The 15,877-nt window shown below is 65.8% G+C and carries 18 protein-coding genes; 10 read left to right on the top strand and 8 right to left on the bottom strand.

Annotated features, from left to right (window positions below):
- Nucleotides 1-43 precede the first annotated feature (43 nt).
- Nucleotides 44-1,171: an NDMA-dependent alcohol dehydrogenase gene (locus ACFWU2_RS02440; protein ID WP_378599707.1), complete on the bottom strand. Its 1,128-nt coding sequence runs from the start codon at nucleotides 1,169-1,171 to the stop codon at nucleotides 44-46.
- Nucleotides 1,172-1,321: 150 nt separating this feature from the next.
- Between ACFWU2_RS02440 and ACFWU2_RS02435 the strand changes: the two genes are divergently transcribed.
- From ACFWU2_RS02435 to ACFWU2_RS02425, 3 genes are all read left to right on the top strand, one after another.
- Nucleotides 1,322-1,765, top strand: coding sequence for an SRPBCC family protein (locus tag ACFWU2_RS02435; protein WP_378599702.1), 444 nt, complete (start codon nucleotides 1,322-1,324; stop codon nucleotides 1,763-1,765).
- A gap of 146 nt (nucleotides 1,766-1,911) precedes the next feature.
- A complete protein-coding gene (locus tag ACFWU2_RS02430; RefSeq protein ID WP_378599699.1) occupies nucleotides 1,912-2,574 on the top strand; it encodes an enoyl-CoA hydratase/isomerase family protein in 663 nt (220 codons plus the stop codon).
- 43 nt (nucleotides 2,575-2,617) lie between these two features.
- Complete coding sequence (locus tag ACFWU2_RS02425; protein WP_378599695.1) at nucleotides 2,618-3,229, top strand: TetR/AcrR family transcriptional regulator; 612 nt, start codon at nucleotides 2,618-2,620, stop codon at nucleotides 3,227-3,229.
- A gap of 12 nt (nucleotides 3,230-3,241) precedes the next feature.
- Here the strand turns inward: ACFWU2_RS02425 and hppD are convergent, their stop codons facing one another.
- Entirely contained in the window at nucleotides 3,242-4,447 is a 1,206-nt protein-coding gene (gene hppD, locus ACFWU2_RS02420; protein ID WP_378599692.1) for a 4-hydroxyphenylpyruvate dioxygenase, read from the bottom strand.
- Between the two features lie 180 nt (nucleotides 4,448-4,627).
- On the opposite strand from hppD, the gene ACFWU2_RS02415 reads away from it, so the two are divergent.
- Nucleotides 4,628-5,164: an Lrp/AsnC family transcriptional regulator gene (locus ACFWU2_RS02415; protein WP_378599690.1), complete on the top strand. Its 537-nt coding sequence runs from the start codon at nucleotides 4,628-4,630 to the stop codon at nucleotides 5,162-5,164.
- Nucleotides 5,165-5,333: 169 nt separating this feature from the next.
- Nucleotides 5,334-5,945 carry a dihydrofolate reductase family protein gene (locus ACFWU2_RS02410; protein WP_378599687.1) on the top strand — a complete coding sequence of 204 codons (612 nt, stop codon included), beginning with the start codon at nucleotides 5,334-5,336 and terminating at the stop codon, nucleotides 5,943-5,945.
- A 50-nt stretch (nucleotides 5,946-5,995) separates the two neighbouring features.
- Here the strand turns inward: ACFWU2_RS02410 and ACFWU2_RS02405 are convergent, their stop codons facing one another.
- From ACFWU2_RS02405 to ACFWU2_RS02380, 6 genes are all read right to left on the bottom strand, one after another.
- On the bottom strand, nucleotides 5,996-6,493 hold the full coding sequence (locus ACFWU2_RS02405; RefSeq protein ID WP_378599684.1) for a polyketide cyclase: 498 nt from the start codon (nucleotides 6,491-6,493) through the stop codon (nucleotides 5,996-5,998).
- Nucleotides 6,494-6,594: 101 nt separating this feature from the next.
- Nucleotides 6,595-7,455, bottom strand: coding sequence for an SGNH/GDSL hydrolase family protein (locus ACFWU2_RS02400; RefSeq protein ID WP_378599681.1), 861 nt, complete (start codon nucleotides 7,453-7,455; stop codon nucleotides 6,595-6,597).
- A 232-nt stretch (nucleotides 7,456-7,687) separates the two neighbouring features.
- Nucleotides 7,688-8,446 carry a 3-oxoacyl-ACP reductase FabG gene (gene fabG / locus ACFWU2_RS02395; protein WP_378599678.1) on the bottom strand — a complete coding sequence of 253 codons (759 nt, stop codon included), beginning with the start codon at nucleotides 8,444-8,446 and terminating at the stop codon, nucleotides 7,688-7,690.
- Nucleotides 8,447-8,489: 43 nt separating this feature from the next.
- Nucleotides 8,490-9,251 carry an SDR family NAD(P)-dependent oxidoreductase gene (locus tag ACFWU2_RS02390; RefSeq protein ID WP_378599675.1) on the bottom strand — a complete coding sequence of 254 codons (762 nt, stop codon included), beginning with the start codon at nucleotides 9,249-9,251 and terminating at the stop codon, nucleotides 8,490-8,492.
- Nucleotides 9,252-9,405: 154 nt separating this feature from the next.
- Nucleotides 9,406-10,623, bottom strand: a complete 1,218-nt coding sequence (locus tag ACFWU2_RS02385; RefSeq protein ID WP_378599671.1) for an acetyl-CoA C-acetyltransferase — start codon at nucleotides 10,621-10,623, stop codon at nucleotides 9,406-9,408.
- 45 nt (nucleotides 10,624-10,668) lie between these two features.
- Nucleotides 10,669-11,814, bottom strand: coding sequence for an acyl-CoA dehydrogenase family protein (locus ACFWU2_RS02380; RefSeq protein WP_378599666.1), 1,146 nt, complete (start codon nucleotides 11,812-11,814; stop codon nucleotides 10,669-10,671).
- Between the two features lie 112 nt (nucleotides 11,815-11,926).
- Here ACFWU2_RS02380 and ACFWU2_RS02375 point away from each other — a divergent pair, with 112 nt between their 5' ends.
- The 5 genes from ACFWU2_RS02375 to ACFWU2_RS02355 all read left to right on the top strand — a co-directional run bounded on the left by ACFWU2_RS02375 (nucleotide 11,927) and on the right by ACFWU2_RS02355 (nucleotide 15,865).
- The gene (locus tag ACFWU2_RS02375) at nucleotides 11,927-12,529 is read left to right on the top strand and encodes a TetR/AcrR family transcriptional regulator (RefSeq protein WP_378599662.1); all 603 of its coding nucleotides are present in this window, start codon (nucleotides 11,927-11,929) and stop codon (nucleotides 12,527-12,529) included.
- Nucleotides 12,530-12,663: 134 nt separating this feature from the next.
- On the top strand, nucleotides 12,664-13,971 hold the full coding sequence (locus tag ACFWU2_RS02370; RefSeq protein ID WP_378599659.1) for a hypothetical protein: 1,308 nt from the start codon (nucleotides 12,664-12,666) through the stop codon (nucleotides 13,969-13,971).
- On the top strand, nucleotides 13,968-14,720 hold the full coding sequence (locus ACFWU2_RS02365) for an ESX secretion-associated protein EspG (RefSeq protein WP_378599656.1): 753 nt from the start codon (nucleotides 13,968-13,970) through the stop codon (nucleotides 14,718-14,720). Before ACFWU2_RS02370 ends, ACFWU2_RS02365 begins: the two co-directional genes overlap by 4 nt.
- A gap of 51 nt (nucleotides 14,721-14,771) precedes the next feature.
- The gene (locus ACFWU2_RS02360; RefSeq protein WP_378599653.1) at nucleotides 14,772-15,245 is read left to right on the top strand and encodes a DUF309 domain-containing protein; all 474 of its coding nucleotides are present in this window, start codon (nucleotides 14,772-14,774) and stop codon (nucleotides 15,243-15,245) included.
- Entirely contained in the window at nucleotides 15,245-15,865 is a 621-nt protein-coding gene (locus tag ACFWU2_RS02355; protein WP_378599650.1) for an LON peptidase substrate-binding domain-containing protein, read from the top strand. Before ACFWU2_RS02360 ends, ACFWU2_RS02355 begins: the two co-directional genes overlap by 1 nt.
- The last annotated feature ends 12 nt before the right edge of the window (nucleotides 15,866-15,877 follow it).

Genomic DNA, 15,877 nt, shown 5'->3' with positions numbered 1-15,877 from the left:
CGTAGGGGACGGTCCCCGGCCACCCCACCCGAGCAGATGGGGGTCAGTAGTCGTCGTCTCCGTAGACCACGAGGCCGCGCAGGTTCTTACCCGCGTGCATATCTTCGTACCCCTGGTTGATGTCTTCGAGTTTGTAGGTTTTGGTGACGAGGCCGTCGAGATCGAGTTGCTTGTTGCGGTAGAGATCGAGCAGTTTCGGGATCTGCGAACGTGGACCTGTGCCGCCGAAAATGGCCCCCTGCACTCTCTTCTGGAGAAGCGTCAGTTCGAACAGACTCAGAGTCACCTGAGTGTCGGTCGCGTTGCCCATGCCGACGACGACGACCTGCCCACCCTTCGCCGTAACCGAGAGAGCGGGCGCGATGATGTCTCCGTGGATCTCCCCCACCGTGATGATCGTGACATCAGCCATTGCGCCCCAGGTGATCTCACCGATCACCGGCGCCGCCTCCTCGAGTGACGAGAACGTGTGACTTGCGCCGAATTCTTTCGCCTTCTGCCGCTTGTACTCGACGGGATCGATTGCGACGACGAACCGGGCGCCCGCGTGGGCCGCGCCCTGCACCGAGTTGATGCCGACGCCGCCGATGCCGACGACCACGACGGTGTCGCCGAGCTTGGTTCCGCCGATTTCCGTCGCCGAACCCCATCCCGTAGCGACCCCGCAGCCGAGGAGTGCGGCCTTCTCGAGCGGAATGTCTTTCTCGATCTTGATCACCGAGGCTTCGTTGACCGTGACGTACGGGGCGAAAGTGCCGAGCAGGCACATCTGCAAGACCGGGTCACCGTTCAAGCTCGCGCGATAACTCTTGTCCGAGATCGCCTGTCCGGTCAGCAGACCTGCTCCCTCGTCGCAGATGTTCTGCAAGCCCTTGGCGCACGACCGGCAGCGGCCGCACGCGGGGATGAATGCGAGGACGACGTGGTCACCCTCCTCGAGGGTCGTCACCCCCGGACCCACTTTGGTGACCACGCCGGCACCCTCGTGTCCGCCCAGGACCGGGAAGAACGGGAGCGGAGTTGCGCCCGTGCGGAGATGCTCGTCCGAGTGGCACAGGCCCGAGGCCGCCAGCCGGACCTGCACCTCACCCGCCACCGGGTCGCCGAGGTCGATCTCCTCGATCTCCCACGGGCGGTCGATTCCCTTGATCACTGCCGCTTTCGTCTTCACCGGGCCTCCTGAGCAGGATGAGTGTGATGTGCGTCACGCCGAATTCAAGCACTGCACGGACGATCGGGCAATGGATTCGGGAATCCCCCTGTCCCGGTGCCGCGGTTCCCCGTACCCTCCGTCGCACTTACCCCTCGAAGGACCGGTGACATGATCCATCTCCGCCACAGCGCGACAGCCGAGGTTCCGGCCGACGTCGCCTTTGCCTACGTCGACAACCACCGGACCGTTCCTGAGTGGATGTTCGGAATGACCCGCTTCCAACCCGTGGGCACGCAGGCCAGCGGCCTGGGAACCGTCTACGACGCAACGATGCGCGTGGGTCCCAAGACTCTCGACTCGCGGATCGAGGTCGTCGAATGGGAATTCGGCCGCTCCCTCGTCCTCGAATCCGTGGCGGGCATGCGTTCGGCCTCGACGTGGCGCTTCGTCGAGATCGGCGACGAAAGGACCAGACTCGACGTCGATTTCGCATACCAATTGCCGGGCGGCCTGGCAGGGATGGCGCTGGGCAAGCTGATCGAGCCGATCGTGGGCACCGCCGTCCGGCACACCGAGCAGGCCCTTCGCGCTCAGCTTCACGACCTGTCCTGACCACAGATCCCCGATTCGAGGCACCGTTCGCCTCCGCCCGGACAACAGCACGCCGGATGCGGATCAGTTTTAGAGCATCTGCTCTGTTAAGGTCGGCGCTGTTCCGCCACCGTCGTTGCGGACCTGCCTACGAAAGGGGTCACACCATGCCATCGATCACTCGGGACGGCCCGATCTGGACGCTGAACCTCGGTGACGACGAGAACCGCTTCGGCCCGGAGTGGCTCACCGCCGTCGAGAAGTGCCTCGATGAACTCGAGTCCGGCACCGACGCGGCCGCACTGGTCACGATCGGTTCCGGAAAGTTCTACTCCAACGGACTGGATCTCGACTGGCTCGGAGCGCACCTGGACGAGTACACGTCCTACGTGGACCGCGTCCATGCTCTGTTCGCGCGCGTCCTGACGCTGCCCGTGCCGACGGTTGCGGCCCTGAACGGACACGCGTTCGGAGCAGGAGCGATGCTCGCGATTGCGCACGACTACCGAGTCATGCGAGACGACCGCGGCTACCTGTGCTTCCCGGAAGTCGACATCCACATTCCGTTCACGCCCGGCATGTCCTCCCTGATCACCAGCAAGCTCACCCCCCGCACGGCAGTCACCGCGATGACCACCGGACATCGCTACCCCGGACCGCAGGCGCTCCAGGACGGTCTCGTGGACGCCGTCGCCGGCCTCGACGATCTGCAGGCCGGCGCGGCCGACATCGTCCGGCCCCTCGCAGGCAAGGACCGCAAGACGCTGGGCGCGATCAAGCAGACGATGTTCACCTCGGCCGTCGCAGCCCTCCAGCAGCCGATGGGCTGACCGTCACCGCACCTGCACACCCTCGCCGACCGTTAGGGACACCGTGGGACGACCTCGCCTGCACGACCTCGACGAACTGCTCGATCACGCGCGCCACCTGTGGGTACGGCGAGGCACACCCGGTGTGACGATCCGGGCACTCAGCGACGTCTCGGGAGCATCGAACGGTGCGATCTACAACGCATTCGGCTCCCGGGACGGCCTGCTGGCTTCCGTGTGGGCACGCGAGGCCACGCGATTCCTCGAGTTCCAGCGCGATATCGCCGACAGCGCCCTGACGGCCTCCGGCCCAACGGAAGCGATCGTCGCGGCAGCGCTCGCGCCGGCCACCTATGCGGAGCGCGACGATCTCGGTGCGCAACTGCTGCTCGCGGTCACCCTCGACGATCTGGGTACCCCGGACCTCGCAGAGTCTCAGCGCGACCGACTGGCCGGACTGCGGCGCACCCTGACCTCCCTGCTCACCGTGCTCGCCGTCGAACAGTGGGGCAGGGAGGACGCGACCGCACTCACCCTCGTGAAGTACTGCGTCGTCGACCTGCCCGGGGCGCTGCTGCTCGGGTCCGGCAACATGTCCGATCCACTCGCACGTCACGCACTCGCTCTGGCAGTGCGCGGAATCGTCTCGGAGTCGCCACCGGCACCGGACCGATGACCGTGCGCGTCGTCAGAAGTTGCCCCGCGCCGCCTGCTCCCGCTCGATAGCTTCGAACAATGCCTTGAAATTGCCCTTGCCGAATCCGGCAGAACCGTGCCGCTCGATGAGTTCGAAGAACACCGTGGGGCGATCACCTACCGGCTTGGTGAAGATCTGCAGCAGGTATCCGTCCTCGTCGCGATCGACGAGGATGCCGCGCTTCTTCAATTCCTCGACCGGAACCCGGACGGCCCCGATGCGTGCGCGCAATTCCGGGTCCTCGTAATACGCATCGGGTGTGGGCAGGAATTCGATGCCCTGATCTCGCATGCGGTCCACCGCGGCGAGGATGTCGCGGGTTGCCAGCGCGAGGTGCTGCGCTCCGGGACCGCGGTAGAAGTCGAGGTATTCGTCGATCTGCGAACGCTTCTTCGCGACCGCCGGTTCGTTGAGCGGGAACTTCACACGATGATTGCCGTTGCACACCACCTTGCTCATGAGTGCCGAGTAATCGGTGGCGATGTCGTCACCGATGAACTCCGCCATATTCGTGAAACCCATGACCCGCCGGTAGAAATCGACCCATTCGTCCATCCGGCCGAGTTCGACGTTGCCGACCACGTGATCGAGTGCTTCGAACATCCGCGCCCCCGCGTCGTCATGTCGGCGGTAGGAGGAGACGCGTTCGACATATCCGGGCAGATAGACGCCCGAGTATCGCGACCGGTCGACCAGTGTGTGCCGGGTGTCGCCGTAAGTGGCGAGTGCGGCAAGGCGTACCGTGCCGTACTCGTCGGTGACGTCGTACGGTTCGTCGAGGATCCTGGCACCCTGTGCGCGAGCATGTTCCACGCACGCGTCGACATCGGGAACCTGCAACGCGATGTCGGTGACACCGTCTCCGTGCACCCGATGGTGATCGGCAAGTGGACTGTCCGGATCGACAGCTCCCTTGATCACGAAACGCACCGCACCGCTGCACAATACGTAGGCGTGATGGTCACTGTTGCCGGTCGTGGGCCCGGAGTAGGCGACGAGGTCCATGCCGAAGGCGGATTGGTAGAAGTGCACCGCCTGAGTGGCGTTCCCGACCACCCACGACACCGCATCCCAGCCGCTGACCGGAAACGGGTCGTGTGCCGCGTCGTACTCGACCGCTCCGACGAGACTGCGTAATTCGTCCGGATCGAGACGAGCGAGCCGTTCGGTGTCGGTGAGGTCCCGTTCGAGAGTCATAGCGATCTCCTGCCGCGAGTGCGAGGTGGTCCGTCGTCGGATATCACCAGAAGAAACCCGTCCGGGGCCGGTGGCAATCTGTTCTCGCAGAACTGGTCGACCCGACCGGAATACCCGGGCATCCGACCGTTCAGCTATACAATCGGCCTACATTCCGAGACCCGGTGGGAAGGAACGATCGTGCGTGACGTCCTGCAACTCGACAAACTGGATTTCGCGCTCCTCGAAGTCCTCCACTCGGATCCCAAGATCGGAGTACTGGAACTGTCCAGGCGACTCCATGTCGCTCGTGCCACCGGCGCTGCCCGGTTGCGACGCCTCGAGGACGGTGGCCTCATCGCCGGGTACGAGCCACACGTCGATCTCGCCGCCGCAGGATTCGATGTCCAGGCGTTCGTCACGATGGAGATCGCGCAGGGCGCTCTCGCCACCATTCGCGAAGTACTGGAATCCATTCCCGGCGTGCTGGAAGCATTTTCGACCACGGGAACCGGTGACATCCTGTGCCGCATCGCCGCCGACTCCCACCTCGGACTACAACACACCCTCATCGAATTGAACCGGTCGTCGATCATCACCCGCTCGACGAGCGTGATGGTGCTGTCGAACGTCGTGCCCTTCCGGGTGATGCCGCTGTTGCGCACACTCGAACCCAGCGGGTCGGCGAAGGCACCCGCGTATCGCCCTCCACAAACGACAGCGGTGCGGGAACGGTGATGCGGCACGGCGGAGGATCTTTTCGTGGCAGAACATCTCCGAGGCGAAAGTGAATGCGGTCTCGCGGTGTTCGGGACACGAAGACCCCGGCCGGGCTCGACGACGATGAGTTTCTCAGGCCTCGCCGGTCTGCCCTCTACGACGGGAGATCCGGAGGAAGGAGAGAACGATGAAGCTGACAGTCACGACGTTCGTGTCGGCCGACGGGGTGGCGCAAGGTCCGGGCGGGCCCGACGAAGACCACAGTGGCGGATTCGGCCGCGGTGGATGGGCAGCGCCTCTTTTCGACGAAGGAGCAGGCCGGTTCATCACCGACGTGTTCGGTCGGGCCGACGCGTTCCTGCTCGGCAGGACGACCTACGAGATCTTCGCTGCGGCGTGGCCGAACGCAACCGACCCGGAGGATCCCGTCGCGAAACCGCTCAACACCCTTCCTAAATACGTCGCCTCCACGACACTCACCGACCCCGGCTGGGAGCCCACCACTGTGCTCGGTGACGTACCGACCGCAGTGGCCGATCTCAAAGCCCAGCCGGGACGAGAACTTCAGGTCCACGGCAGTATCGGACTGGTGCAGACACTTCTCGAACACGACCTCGTCGACGAACTCAACCTGCTGACGTTCCCGGTCGTCGTCGGTGAGGGGCGACGATTGTTTCCCGACCGCGGCCTCGACATCGGACTCTCCCTCGCCGATTCCCGGACGACCGCGTCGGGGATTGTCATCGCCGTCTATCGCACGACGGGACGACCGGAGTACGGCACCGCGGAAGTGGAGTGAGAAAGCCTGGTGAAAAGGTGCCCGGATAGCGGGCACTATCCAACCAACGCCTAGACCGCCGTGGACCCGTCCGGCGGCGACGTGCGCTCGGCGAGCCTTTTGAGATTGAGCAGTTGCCTTCTCGCCATCACAAGGTCGCCGACAGAGATCACCGGAGCCAGCACGCCGGCCCCACGCATGACGAGCTTCAACAGCAGCCTCGTGTGTGGGCCCGCGGGGACGAGCACATACGACATGACAGCGCCCATGATCCGTCCCGTGTAATGCACCTGCGTTTCGACCGCGAGCAACCGTCCTTGTGGGCGGTTCGCCGTGCGCGTGAAGTGCTGGCCGGGTTCCGGTGGAGGGATATCGAGCAGTCGCTGTGGAGAACGACGTCCACCGTTGTCGATCCAGTCGTAGGAATACGGCGCCATCTGGATCTGGGTGACCCAGGGCCAGACGACCGCCGGAGCGGCGCGCACGGTGACACCCCTCCACGCCTGAAGGCTCGGATCAGGAACGAAGTCGTCGCACGGGTAGCGGCGGGTGACCTCGGCGTCGGTCACACCCCAACGGTCGCCGAACATGGCCCCTCCCAACGTGACCCCGTGCGGTCGCACGGAGACTACTCGTCCTGGCCCTCATCGGGACTGCACGACCGGGCCGACTACCAGGCAGCCACGACACGTCCCGCCATGTGACGCATCCCGGCAGTCGTCGGATGCATCGGCGCCGCAAAGGACAGCGATTGCTGTCCCTCGAACCAGCGCTGGTCGGGAGCGGCGCATGCGTCGTGCCCCTCCGAACCGCCGGCGACATCCACGAATTCGGCACCGGTGTTCGCGGCTGCACCGGCGAGTACCTGGTTCATCCGGCCGAAGAACGCCTTCACGAAGGAGGCGTCGGCGTCGCTGGTAGGGATGTTCGGCCAGCACCCGCGGTCGCCGAAGACGCCGCCGTGTCCGACGAGCAGAACTCTCGCACCGGGCGCCTTCTGCCGGATCTTGCTGAGTGTCGCCGTCACTTTCGGACCGAGCGTGTCGAGTGCGGCAGCCATTCGACCCGCCACGTTCGGATTGGACCGGCAGTGCGCATCTGTGCCCGGAAGATCGGTGTAGCAGGCGGAGACCAGGGAGCGCCATCCGACGTCGTTGCCGCCGATGCTGAGGGTCACCAGGGTGGTGTCGGGTGTGAGCAGGTCTATCTGGCGCGGTACCTGTCCGGTCTTCGTGTCCTGCGGGATTCTGGTGACGTTGTCGGTGCGGGCGCCTGCGCACGACACATTCGTGAACGACGCAGGGCGAAGTGCGTGCGCCACCAGCGCCGGGTATCCCACATCGGAACGGGCACATCCACCGATCATCGCGGCTGCGTCGAGATACGGTCCCGCAGCCCGCGAATCACCGAGCGCAACATACCGAACACCGTGATCCACCACCGTGTCGCTCATCGCCGACCCGGGCCACACCATGCTCACAGTCGCTACGGCGGCCACCAGAGTTGCCCGCACACCGGCGCGCCTTCTCATCGGACCCTGCACTGCGGGACAACGACGTTCATGCTTCCTCCGATGGAGCGCTACAGCTGTGGCAGGCGTCGGCGCGTACTGCGGAGACTTCCGCAGTACGCGCCGCGCGTGCCTTCACCGTGTGAATCGGAACGGCCGGCATTGCCGTTACGACTGTACGGAAGGCGCGCCCGGTTCAGCTGTTGTTTCAGCAGAGTCGGGGTCGTTGCTCCGGATCGGATTGAGGTGTGACTCAGTCCTTGGGCCCACCCGCCACGTAGATGACCTGCCCGGAGACGAACCCGGCGCCCTCGGATGCGAGGAACGAGGCGGTGTGTGCGATGTCCTCGGGCTTGCCGACGCGCGCGACCGGGATCTGTGCCGCGGCGGCCTTCTTGTAATCCTCGAACGGCACGCCGACGCGCTCTGCGGTAGCGGCGGTCATCTCGGTCTCGATGAAGCCCGGCGCAATCGCGTTGGCGGTGACACCGAACTTACCCAGTTCGATGGAGAGGGTCTTGGTGAAGCCCTGCATGCCGGCCTTGGCCGCAGAGTAGTTGACCTGGCCGCGATTTCCCTGCGCCGACGTGCTCGAAAGGTTGACGATACGTCCGAACTTGTTGTCGACCATGTACTTCTGCGTCGCGCGCGACATCAGGAACGCTCCGCGCAGGTGCACGGCCATGACTGAGTCCCACTCGTCGACCGTCATCTTGAACAGGAGGTTGTCGCGGGTGATCCCGGCGTTGTTGATCAGCACGGTGGGCTCGCCCAGTTCCGTGGCGACCTTCTCCACGGCCGCAGCGACGGATTCTTCGTCGGCGACGTTCGCGCCCACGGCGAGCGCCTTGCCGCCCGCCGCCTCGATGGCGGAGACCGTGTCGGCGCAGGCGTCGGCGTCGAGGTCGAGAACAGCGACCTGGAGGCCGTCCTGGGCGAGCCGTTTGGCGACGGCAGCACCGATACCGCGTGCGGCTCCGGTAACGATGGCGGTGCGGACTGTTGAGCTCACTGCAAACCTCCGTGGGGGTGGATCGTCGGGATGGGTGGAGCGGTCAGTTGATGGTGAGGCCGCCGTCGACCGCGATGGTCTGACCGGTCACGTACGCGGCTGCCTCCGAGACCAGCCACACGGCGGTAGCGGCGATTTCCGCCGGGTCTCCGGTGCGGCCCAGAATGATTCGGGATTTCATGGTGTCGAGGTATCCGGGCTGGTATTCGTCGGTCATCTCGGTCCGGAAGAACCCCGGCGCAAGTGCGTTGACGCGGATGCCTTTCCGGGTGCCCCACTGCTGCGCGAGGTCGCGGGTGAGGCCGATGATGCCGGCTTTGCTGGCAGCGTAGGCGGCCTGCGGAAGACCCGCTGTGGTCAGACCCAGCACCGACGAGATGTTCAGGACGGAGCTTCCGGGCTGCATGACGCGACCGGCGGCCTGTGCCGCCCAGTACGACCCGTTGAGATTGATGTCGATGACGCGGCGGAACTGGTCCGGGGTTTCCTTCGTCGCGGGTACCGCGGTGCCGATCCCTGCGTTGTTGATGAGAATGTCGACCTTGCCGAGCTGCTCGACGGCCGTGTCGACCATGCGTTGCGCCTGGTCTGGATCGGCGATGTCGGTCTCGACGGTCACTGCGCGGCGCCCGGTGGCGCGGACGAGTTCGGCGGTCTGCTCGAGCCTGTCGACGCGACGTGCCGCAAGGACGACGTCCGCCCCGGCCTCGGCGAGAGCCTGCGCGAACGCGACACCGAGGCCCGAGGATGCGCCGGTGACGATGGCGACGCGGTCGTCGAGACGGAATCTGTCGAGCACAGACATGCGATGATCTCCTCGGTGTGACGGGGCCTACACAAGATGTATAGCCCAGTTCTGTCGGTTTTACAAAGCAGAAAGCTCTTGAAACACGTTAGGCCGCATGTCTTTTCAGACATGCGGCCTAACGGTGGAATAGCTGGGGCCTATATCGGCGAGATCAGCTCAGGCGTTCGAGCACCATCGCCATACCCTGACCACCACCGACACACATCGTCTCCACACCGAACTGCTTGTCCTGCTCACGCAGATTGTTCAGCAGCGTGTTCGTGATGCGGGCCCCCGTCATACCGAACGGATGCCCCAGGGCGATCGCACCGCCGGACACATTGAGCTTGTCCTCGTCGATCCCGAGTTCACGAGCCGACCCGAGCACCTGCACCGCGAACGCCTCGTTGATCTCGAACAGATCGATATCCGAGATGCCCATCCCGGCATTGGCCAGCGCGCGGCGAGTCGCATCGATCGGGCCCAGACCCATGATCTCCGGCGACAACCCCGACACCCCGGTCGAAACGATCCGCGCCAGCGGCGTCAACCCGAGCGCCTTCGCCTTGGTGTCGGACATGATCACCAGCGCCGCCGCACCGTCGTTGAGCGGGCACGCGTTACCGGCAGTGACCGTGCCGTCCGGACGGAACACCGGCTTGAGCTGGCTGACCGCCTCGTACGTGGTGCCGGCCCGCGGGCCGTCGTCGGTCGAGACGACCGTGCCGTCCGGGAGTGTGAGCGGCGTGATTTCCTTCTCGAAGAACCCCGACTTGATGGCTTCCTCGGCCCGGTTCTGCGAGCGGACGCCCCACCGGTCCTGGTCTTCGCGGGAAATTCCTGTGTAGGACGCGACGTTCTCCGCGGTCTGGCCCATTGCGATGTAGATGTCGGGCAGCGTTCCGTCGGACCGCGGGTCCGTCCAGGCCGTACCGCCCTGGGCAAGAGTCTCGGTCCGTGCCTCTGCATCGGCGAACAGCGGATTCTTGGTGCCGGGCAGGCCGTCGGCGTTGCCGGTGATGTAGCTCGACACCGACTCGACACCGGCGGAGATGAACACGTCGCCCTCGCCGGCCTTGATCGCATGCAGTGCCATGCGGGTGGTCTGCAACGACGACGAGCAGTACCGGTTGACGGTCACGCCGGGAAGGAAGTCGTAGCCGAGTTGCACCGCGACCACGCGCGCGATGTTGAAGCCGGACTGGCCGGCAGGCTGGCCGCAGCCGACCATCAGGTCGTCGATCTCCGCCGGATCCAGATCGGGGATCTTCGCGAGCGCCGCGGCGACCATCTGCGTGGTCATGTCGTCGGGCCGGAGGGTCTTGAGAGACCCCTTCATCGCGCGCCCGATGGGCGAGCGTACTGCTGAGACGATCACTGCTTCGGGCATCGGAAGCTCCTTCGAGAGATGTCGGGTCGGGGTCGTCTGCCGGGACTACAGGCCGAGATCGCGGCCGATGAGTTCCTTCATGATTTCGTTGGTGCCGGCCCAGATCTTCGTCACGCGGGCGTCCCGCCATGCCCGTGCGACACGGTATTCGTTCATGTACCCGTACCCGCCGTGGATCTGAACACACGCGTCGAGGACCTCGGACTGGGTCTGCGCACTCCACCACTTGGCCTTCGCCGCGTCTACCGCGGTGAGCTTGCCGTCGGCGTGGGCCTCGACAGCCTGGTCGACGTACGCTTCGGCGACCTCGATCTTGGTCACCAGCTCGGCGAGCAGGAACTTGTTGTACTGCATGGTGCCGATGGCCTGACCGAATGCCTTGCGTTCCTTCGAGTACTCGAGAGTCTCCAAGAGAATCTGCTTGGCATGGTGCACGTTGTTGACGGCAGAGCCGAGGCGTTCCTGCGGCAGCAGTTTCATCATCGAGATGAAGCCCATGCCTTCTTCGCCGAGGAGATTCTTCCCCGGGACCCGGACGTCCTTGAAGAACAGTTCCGCGGTGTCGGCCTCGGGCTGTCCCACCTTGTCGAGCTTACGACCGTTTTCGAAGCCCTCCATACCGCGCTCGACGACGAGCAGCGAAATGCCCTTGGCGCCCTTCGAGGGGTCGGTGCGGGCCGCCACGACCACCAGGTCGCAGTTGTAACCGTTGGTGATGAATGTCTTGGCGCCGTTGAGGATCCAGTCGTCGCCGTCGCGGACAGCCGTGGTCTTGAGGTTGGCGAGGTCGGAGCCGCCGGAGGGCTCGGTCATGCCGATGGCACAGATGAGCTCGCCTGTCGCACAACGGGGCAGCCAGCGTTCGCGCTGCTCCTCGTTGCCGAGGTGCACGATGTACGGAACCGTGATGTCCGAGTGGATACCCATCGAGGACGACAGCGCCATGTTGGCACGCGCGAATTCCTCGGCGACGATCGCGTTGAAGCGGTAGTCACCGGCCTCCATGCCACCGAAGCGCTCCGGGATCTCGAGCCCCAGGAAACCCGCCTTACCGGCTTCGAGCCAGATGTCGCGGGGAATCTCGTGGCGATCGATGAGTTCCTCTGCGCGGGGCAGTACGAACCGATTGACGAACTCCCGGGCCGAGTCCCGGAAGGCCTCGTGATCGGGACCGTACAGGGTGCGTCGCATCAAAAGCTCCTAGAGTGAAATAAGCGAGTGCTTATTTTCTAAGCACTCGCTTATGATGAAGCGTTGTGGTGAGCCTGTCAACCACACGAGCAGGCAGGAACTGGAGTAAACCGTGACCACACCGAGCCCCGGCGTCATCAGCACCTCGAAGGCAGCCGCACGCCTCCGCGAGGCCGCAATCGAGGCATTCGCAGAACACGGCTACGGAGGCACGACCACCCGGCAGATCGCCACCCGGCTGGAGATGAGTCCCGCCGCGATGTATCCGCACTACAAGTCGAAGGAGGAGCTCCTCTATGCCATCTCCTACGAGGGGCACGACCTCGCTCTGCGGGTAGCGCGCGACGCCGACATCCCCGGCGCCGACGCCGTCACCCGCCTCTCCTCCGTCATCGGCCGGTTCGCCGGGTGGCAAGCCGAACACCACCGGCGTGCGCGGGTCATCCAGTACGAACTGAACGCCCTGGACCGCGACCACTACCGCATCATCACCGGGCTGCGCCGGCAGACGACGCAGGTCGTCAGGAACGTGGTCGACGCGGGGCTCGAGTCCGGTGAGTTCACCGTCCCCGACGCCGAGGGCGTCACTCTCGCACTCATGTCTCTGTGCGTGGACATCTGCCGGTGGTATCCGTCCGGTCGTTACAACGAGCCCGAGGCCATCAGCACCCTGTACGCCGATCTCGCACTGCGCCTGGTGGGTGCGGTGCGCTAGCATCTCGCCACCAACAGATCGGGGGGTCGTGGTGGGGGAACATCAGATCGCGTCGCGTTCCGGCGGCGAAGGAGCCGTCACCGGTTCACAGCGCGTGTACGCGCTGACGTTCGTCGGGCACGGGCGGTAGCTGCATGTCGGACGACGCTCCGCTGGAAGAACTCCTGCAGCCTCTTCTCGGCTCGGGTGTGCCCGGGTCGGTCACGAGACGACAGGCCCGGCACGACGAACTCGCCGCGCGACTCGATGCGGGCTTCGATCCCGAATACATCCGGGACTTCGAGAACTTCCACAGCATGGAGCATGCCGAGATCTATCGCATCGCCCAGACGATCAGCCCTATCGCGATGACCACGCTGGCCGGCGAATGGGCCGAGCTGGGAAAGGGTTTCAGCCTTGCGGTCTCTCTCGGCACCGTGATGATCCGCGACAGGATCGCGCGGCACTGGGAAGGAGACGCAGCAACGGCGGCGGCCGGAGCCACCCAGCGTTTCGGCGAATCGGCGCAGCAACTGTGCGACGCAGCGCAGGCGGTCGCCCAGAAGTTGCACATCGCCGCGGATGTCGGGGAACGGGTCAAGTCGTCCGTTCCGCCGCCCACCGCCCGGATTCCGATGGCGTTCACCGCGCTCGATCCGGTGGCCGGGGCCGAGGCCGCACGGCAGGCGGAAGCGATCCGGGTGCAGGCGGTGCACGTGATGGAATCGCTGTACAAGCCGTACTACCGGGATTCGGGTGCTGCGGTGCCGGTGCTCCCGCCGCCGTACGTGGCGGCCACCGCTTCCGGCGGAGAGGTTGCCGGTGGCCGGCAATGGGGCGCCGCGAGCGAGTCCGGCCGACACTCCTCGGGCGCCGATCCGGCGTCGGGCCGGTCCGGCTCGGACCACCGAGGGGACCTCGATTCCGCGACTTCCCGTACGGCCGACGGACCTCACGACAATTCGGGAGACCGCCCCGCACAGAGTGAGAATGCTGCGCAGCCGAGCTCGTTCGGGGATTCGACCTCCGATCCGGCGACGACCACACCGGCCGGCACCTCGGGGCCTTCACCACTGCCCGGTCAACCGTATGGTTCCGGGGCCTCCGGATCTACCGCCGGCCTCGGAACCCCCGGCGGCGCCGGAATCGGTCCGTCCGGCGGCGCGGGTAGCGCGGGTGGCGGTGTCTCGTCGCCCTGGGGTCCGGGACTCGGCGCCGGTGCCCCCGGCGGACCGGCACCTGCCGGAACCGACCGCTCGGCACCACCGGCAGCGGCCGGGTCACGCAACGGTGGCGCACGCCCGATGGGCATGTATCCCGGCATGATGCCGCCGAGTTCGGCGCAGGGTAACGACGACCAGCGCCGCGTCCCCAGTTACCTCGTCACCAACGACCACGGCAACGAACTCATCGGCTCGATACCGGACACCGCGCCGCCCGTGCTGGGGGCGGACCCGACATGAGCCGGCACCTGACACCGGATCGGTTCCGGTCGCTGTGGACCGCCTCGGGAGACGACGACCTGCCGTTCCCCCTGCGGTACCGGTCCGCGGCCCGATGGGAAGACGAACATCTCGCCGGCCTCCGCGCAGCCGAACGATGGCGGCAACAACTCGACGACCCCGTCCTCGAACGCGCGATGCACATTCTGCGCGCGGGTGAGATCGCGATCGAGATCTACGCGAACTCCTCCGACCCCGTCGAATCGCTGTTCGTCGCGGGTGCCGTCGCCGGTGAAGACGCCGTTCTGGCCCGGCAGCACGTGAACGCCGGCGACATCGAGATCACAACCATGCCGACCGGCCGGCTTCCCGGGTCGATCGCCGGACTACTGCCCACCGTTCCACCCGGCCGGATACCGCAGCAAACCGCGCCGACACGCTCGATCCTGGACGTTCCCGTCAACAACGCCGTGCGTCTCCCGCTCGGCGGTAGCGCGGCATCGATCGTTCGCGACGTCCTGCTCCGAGCCAGGACGGCAACCGGCAGCGTCCGGTTTCTTCTCCGCTCCCCCGGCACCGCTCCCACGGTGGTGGGTGACGTGGGCTGGTTCGACGTCGCCGACGACGGCCGGTATCTGTTCGTCCAGGGTGCCGACACGCGCGTAGCTCCCGGCACGACCGAAGCGCTGCACACCGAGTTGTCGGCGCGTCTGGACGTCGCCCGCGCCGCACCGCGAGCACAGTCCCGCCGGCCGCTGCAGCCGTACTGAGCAGGCTTTGCGGCGGTTCACCGAATTCCGCTGTCGTCTACCCTGAAGGCCATGACGGACCGGGACCGCACCCCCGACGGCCGACCGCAGAACGCACGTCCCCGTGATGCGCTCGGTCGCCCCCTGCCACCCGGCGAAGAGGGTGTCCCGCGCGTTCCCGACGACCTCGATCTCGACACCGAGGAGACCATTTCCGAAGGGCAGCGACTGCTCGATCACGGTCATCCGTTCCACGCCCACGAAGTGTTCGAATCCATGTGGAAGAAGGCCCCGCCCGAAGAACGCCCGCTGTGGCAGGGGCTCGCTCAGCTCGCAGTGGGCCTGACTCACCTGCTGCGCGGTAACCCCCGTGGCGCCGCCTCGCTACTGCAACAGGCCAGGTCGCGTATCCGCCACTACGAGGACGCACCGCCGTACCGCCTCGACATCGACGGATTGTCCACGTGGGCAACTCACCTCCTGACCGAGATCGAACGGGGCGACCCCACCGACGAACCACCGATTCCGATGCTGAGGATGCCCTGATGCCGATTCTCCCCATGTTCCCTCTGGGTACCGCTCTGCTTCCCGGAGCCGGCCTACCGCTCCACGTCTTCGAGCCGCGTTACCAGCAACTCGTACGCGACTGCTCGACCGCGCCGGGCGGCCCGCGCTTCGGCGTCGTGCTCATCGCACGGGGACACGAGGTCGGTGGCGGTGATCAGCGCAACGACGTGGGGACAGTCGCGAGAATCCTTCTCGACACCGAAATCGGGAACGGACGGCATGTCCTGGAATGCGTTGCGGAAGAACGTATCCGCATCAATCGCTGGCTCCCGGACGATCCGTATCCCCGCGCGGAGGTGGAGCCGTGGCCCGATACCGACTCGGGGCCGGTCGACATGGCGCCGCTCATGGAGGCACTCGAGCGTCTCTACGATCTCCTCGACCGCCTGACCGACGGCAACGCTCCACCGCCACCGTCCCCCACGGAGCTTCCCGACGACCCTGGCGCGCGGTTGTTCGCGATCGCGCGTCACATTCCTATGGGCGAGGCGGATCGGTATGCGGTGCTGGCGACACCCGGCCCGGCCGAGCGCGTGCAGGTGCTGACCGAATCGGTCGCGACCGCCATCGACCTGGCGTCGTGGAAGCTGCAGAACTGACGCGCCACACCC

The organism is Rhodococcus sp. NPDC058639 (genome assembly GCF_042717545.1).
GTDB lineage: Bacteria > Actinomycetota > Actinomycetes > Mycobacteriales > Mycobacteriaceae > Rhodococcus.
The sequence above is the reverse complement of the archived record's forward strand: the minus strand, read 5'-3'. Positions and strand labels throughout refer to the sequence as shown.

Bases quoted from the DNA above. Each gene is read 5' to 3' on its own strand.
- ACFWU2_RS02435 (WP_378599702.1), top strand. From the start codon at position 1,322: ATGATCCATCTCCGCCACAGCGCGACAGCCGAGGTTCCGGCCGACGTC.
- ACFWU2_RS02430 (WP_378599699.1), top strand. From the start codon at position 1,912: ATGCCATCGATCACTCGGGACGGCCCGATCTGGACGCTGAACCTCGGT.
- hppD (WP_378599692.1), bottom strand. From the start codon at position 4,447: ATGACTCTCGAACGGGACCTCACCGACACCGAACGGCTCGCTCGTCTC.
- ACFWU2_RS02410 (WP_378599687.1), top strand. From the start codon at position 5,334: ATGAAGCTGACAGTCACGACGTTCGTGTCGGCCGACGGGGTGGCGCAA.
- ACFWU2_RS02400 (WP_378599681.1), bottom strand. From the start codon at position 7,455: ATGAGAAGGCGCGCCGGTGTGCGGGCAACTCTGGTGGCCGCCGTAGCG.
- ACFWU2_RS02390 (WP_378599675.1), bottom strand. From the start codon at position 9,251: ATGTCTGTGCTCGACAGATTCCGTCTCGACGACCGCGTCGCCATCGTC.
- ACFWU2_RS02385 (WP_378599671.1), bottom strand. From the start codon at position 10,623: ATGCCCGAAGCAGTGATCGTCTCAGCAGTACGCTCGCCCATCGGGCGC.
- ACFWU2_RS02380 (WP_378599666.1), bottom strand. From the start codon at position 11,814: ATGCGACGCACCCTGTACGGTCCCGATCACGAGGCCTTCCGGGACTCG.
- ACFWU2_RS02370 (WP_378599659.1), top strand. From the start codon at position 12,664: ATGTCGGACGACGCTCCGCTGGAAGAACTCCTGCAGCCTCTTCTCGGC.
- ACFWU2_RS02365 (WP_378599656.1), top strand. From the start codon at position 13,968: ATGAGCCGGCACCTGACACCGGATCGGTTCCGGTCGCTGTGGACCGCC.
- ACFWU2_RS02360 (WP_378599653.1), top strand. From the start codon at position 14,772: ATGACGGACCGGGACCGCACCCCCGACGGCCGACCGCAGAACGCACGT.
- ACFWU2_RS02355 (WP_378599650.1), top strand. From the start codon at position 15,245: ATGCCGATTCTCCCCATGTTCCCTCTGGGTACCGCTCTGCTTCCCGGA.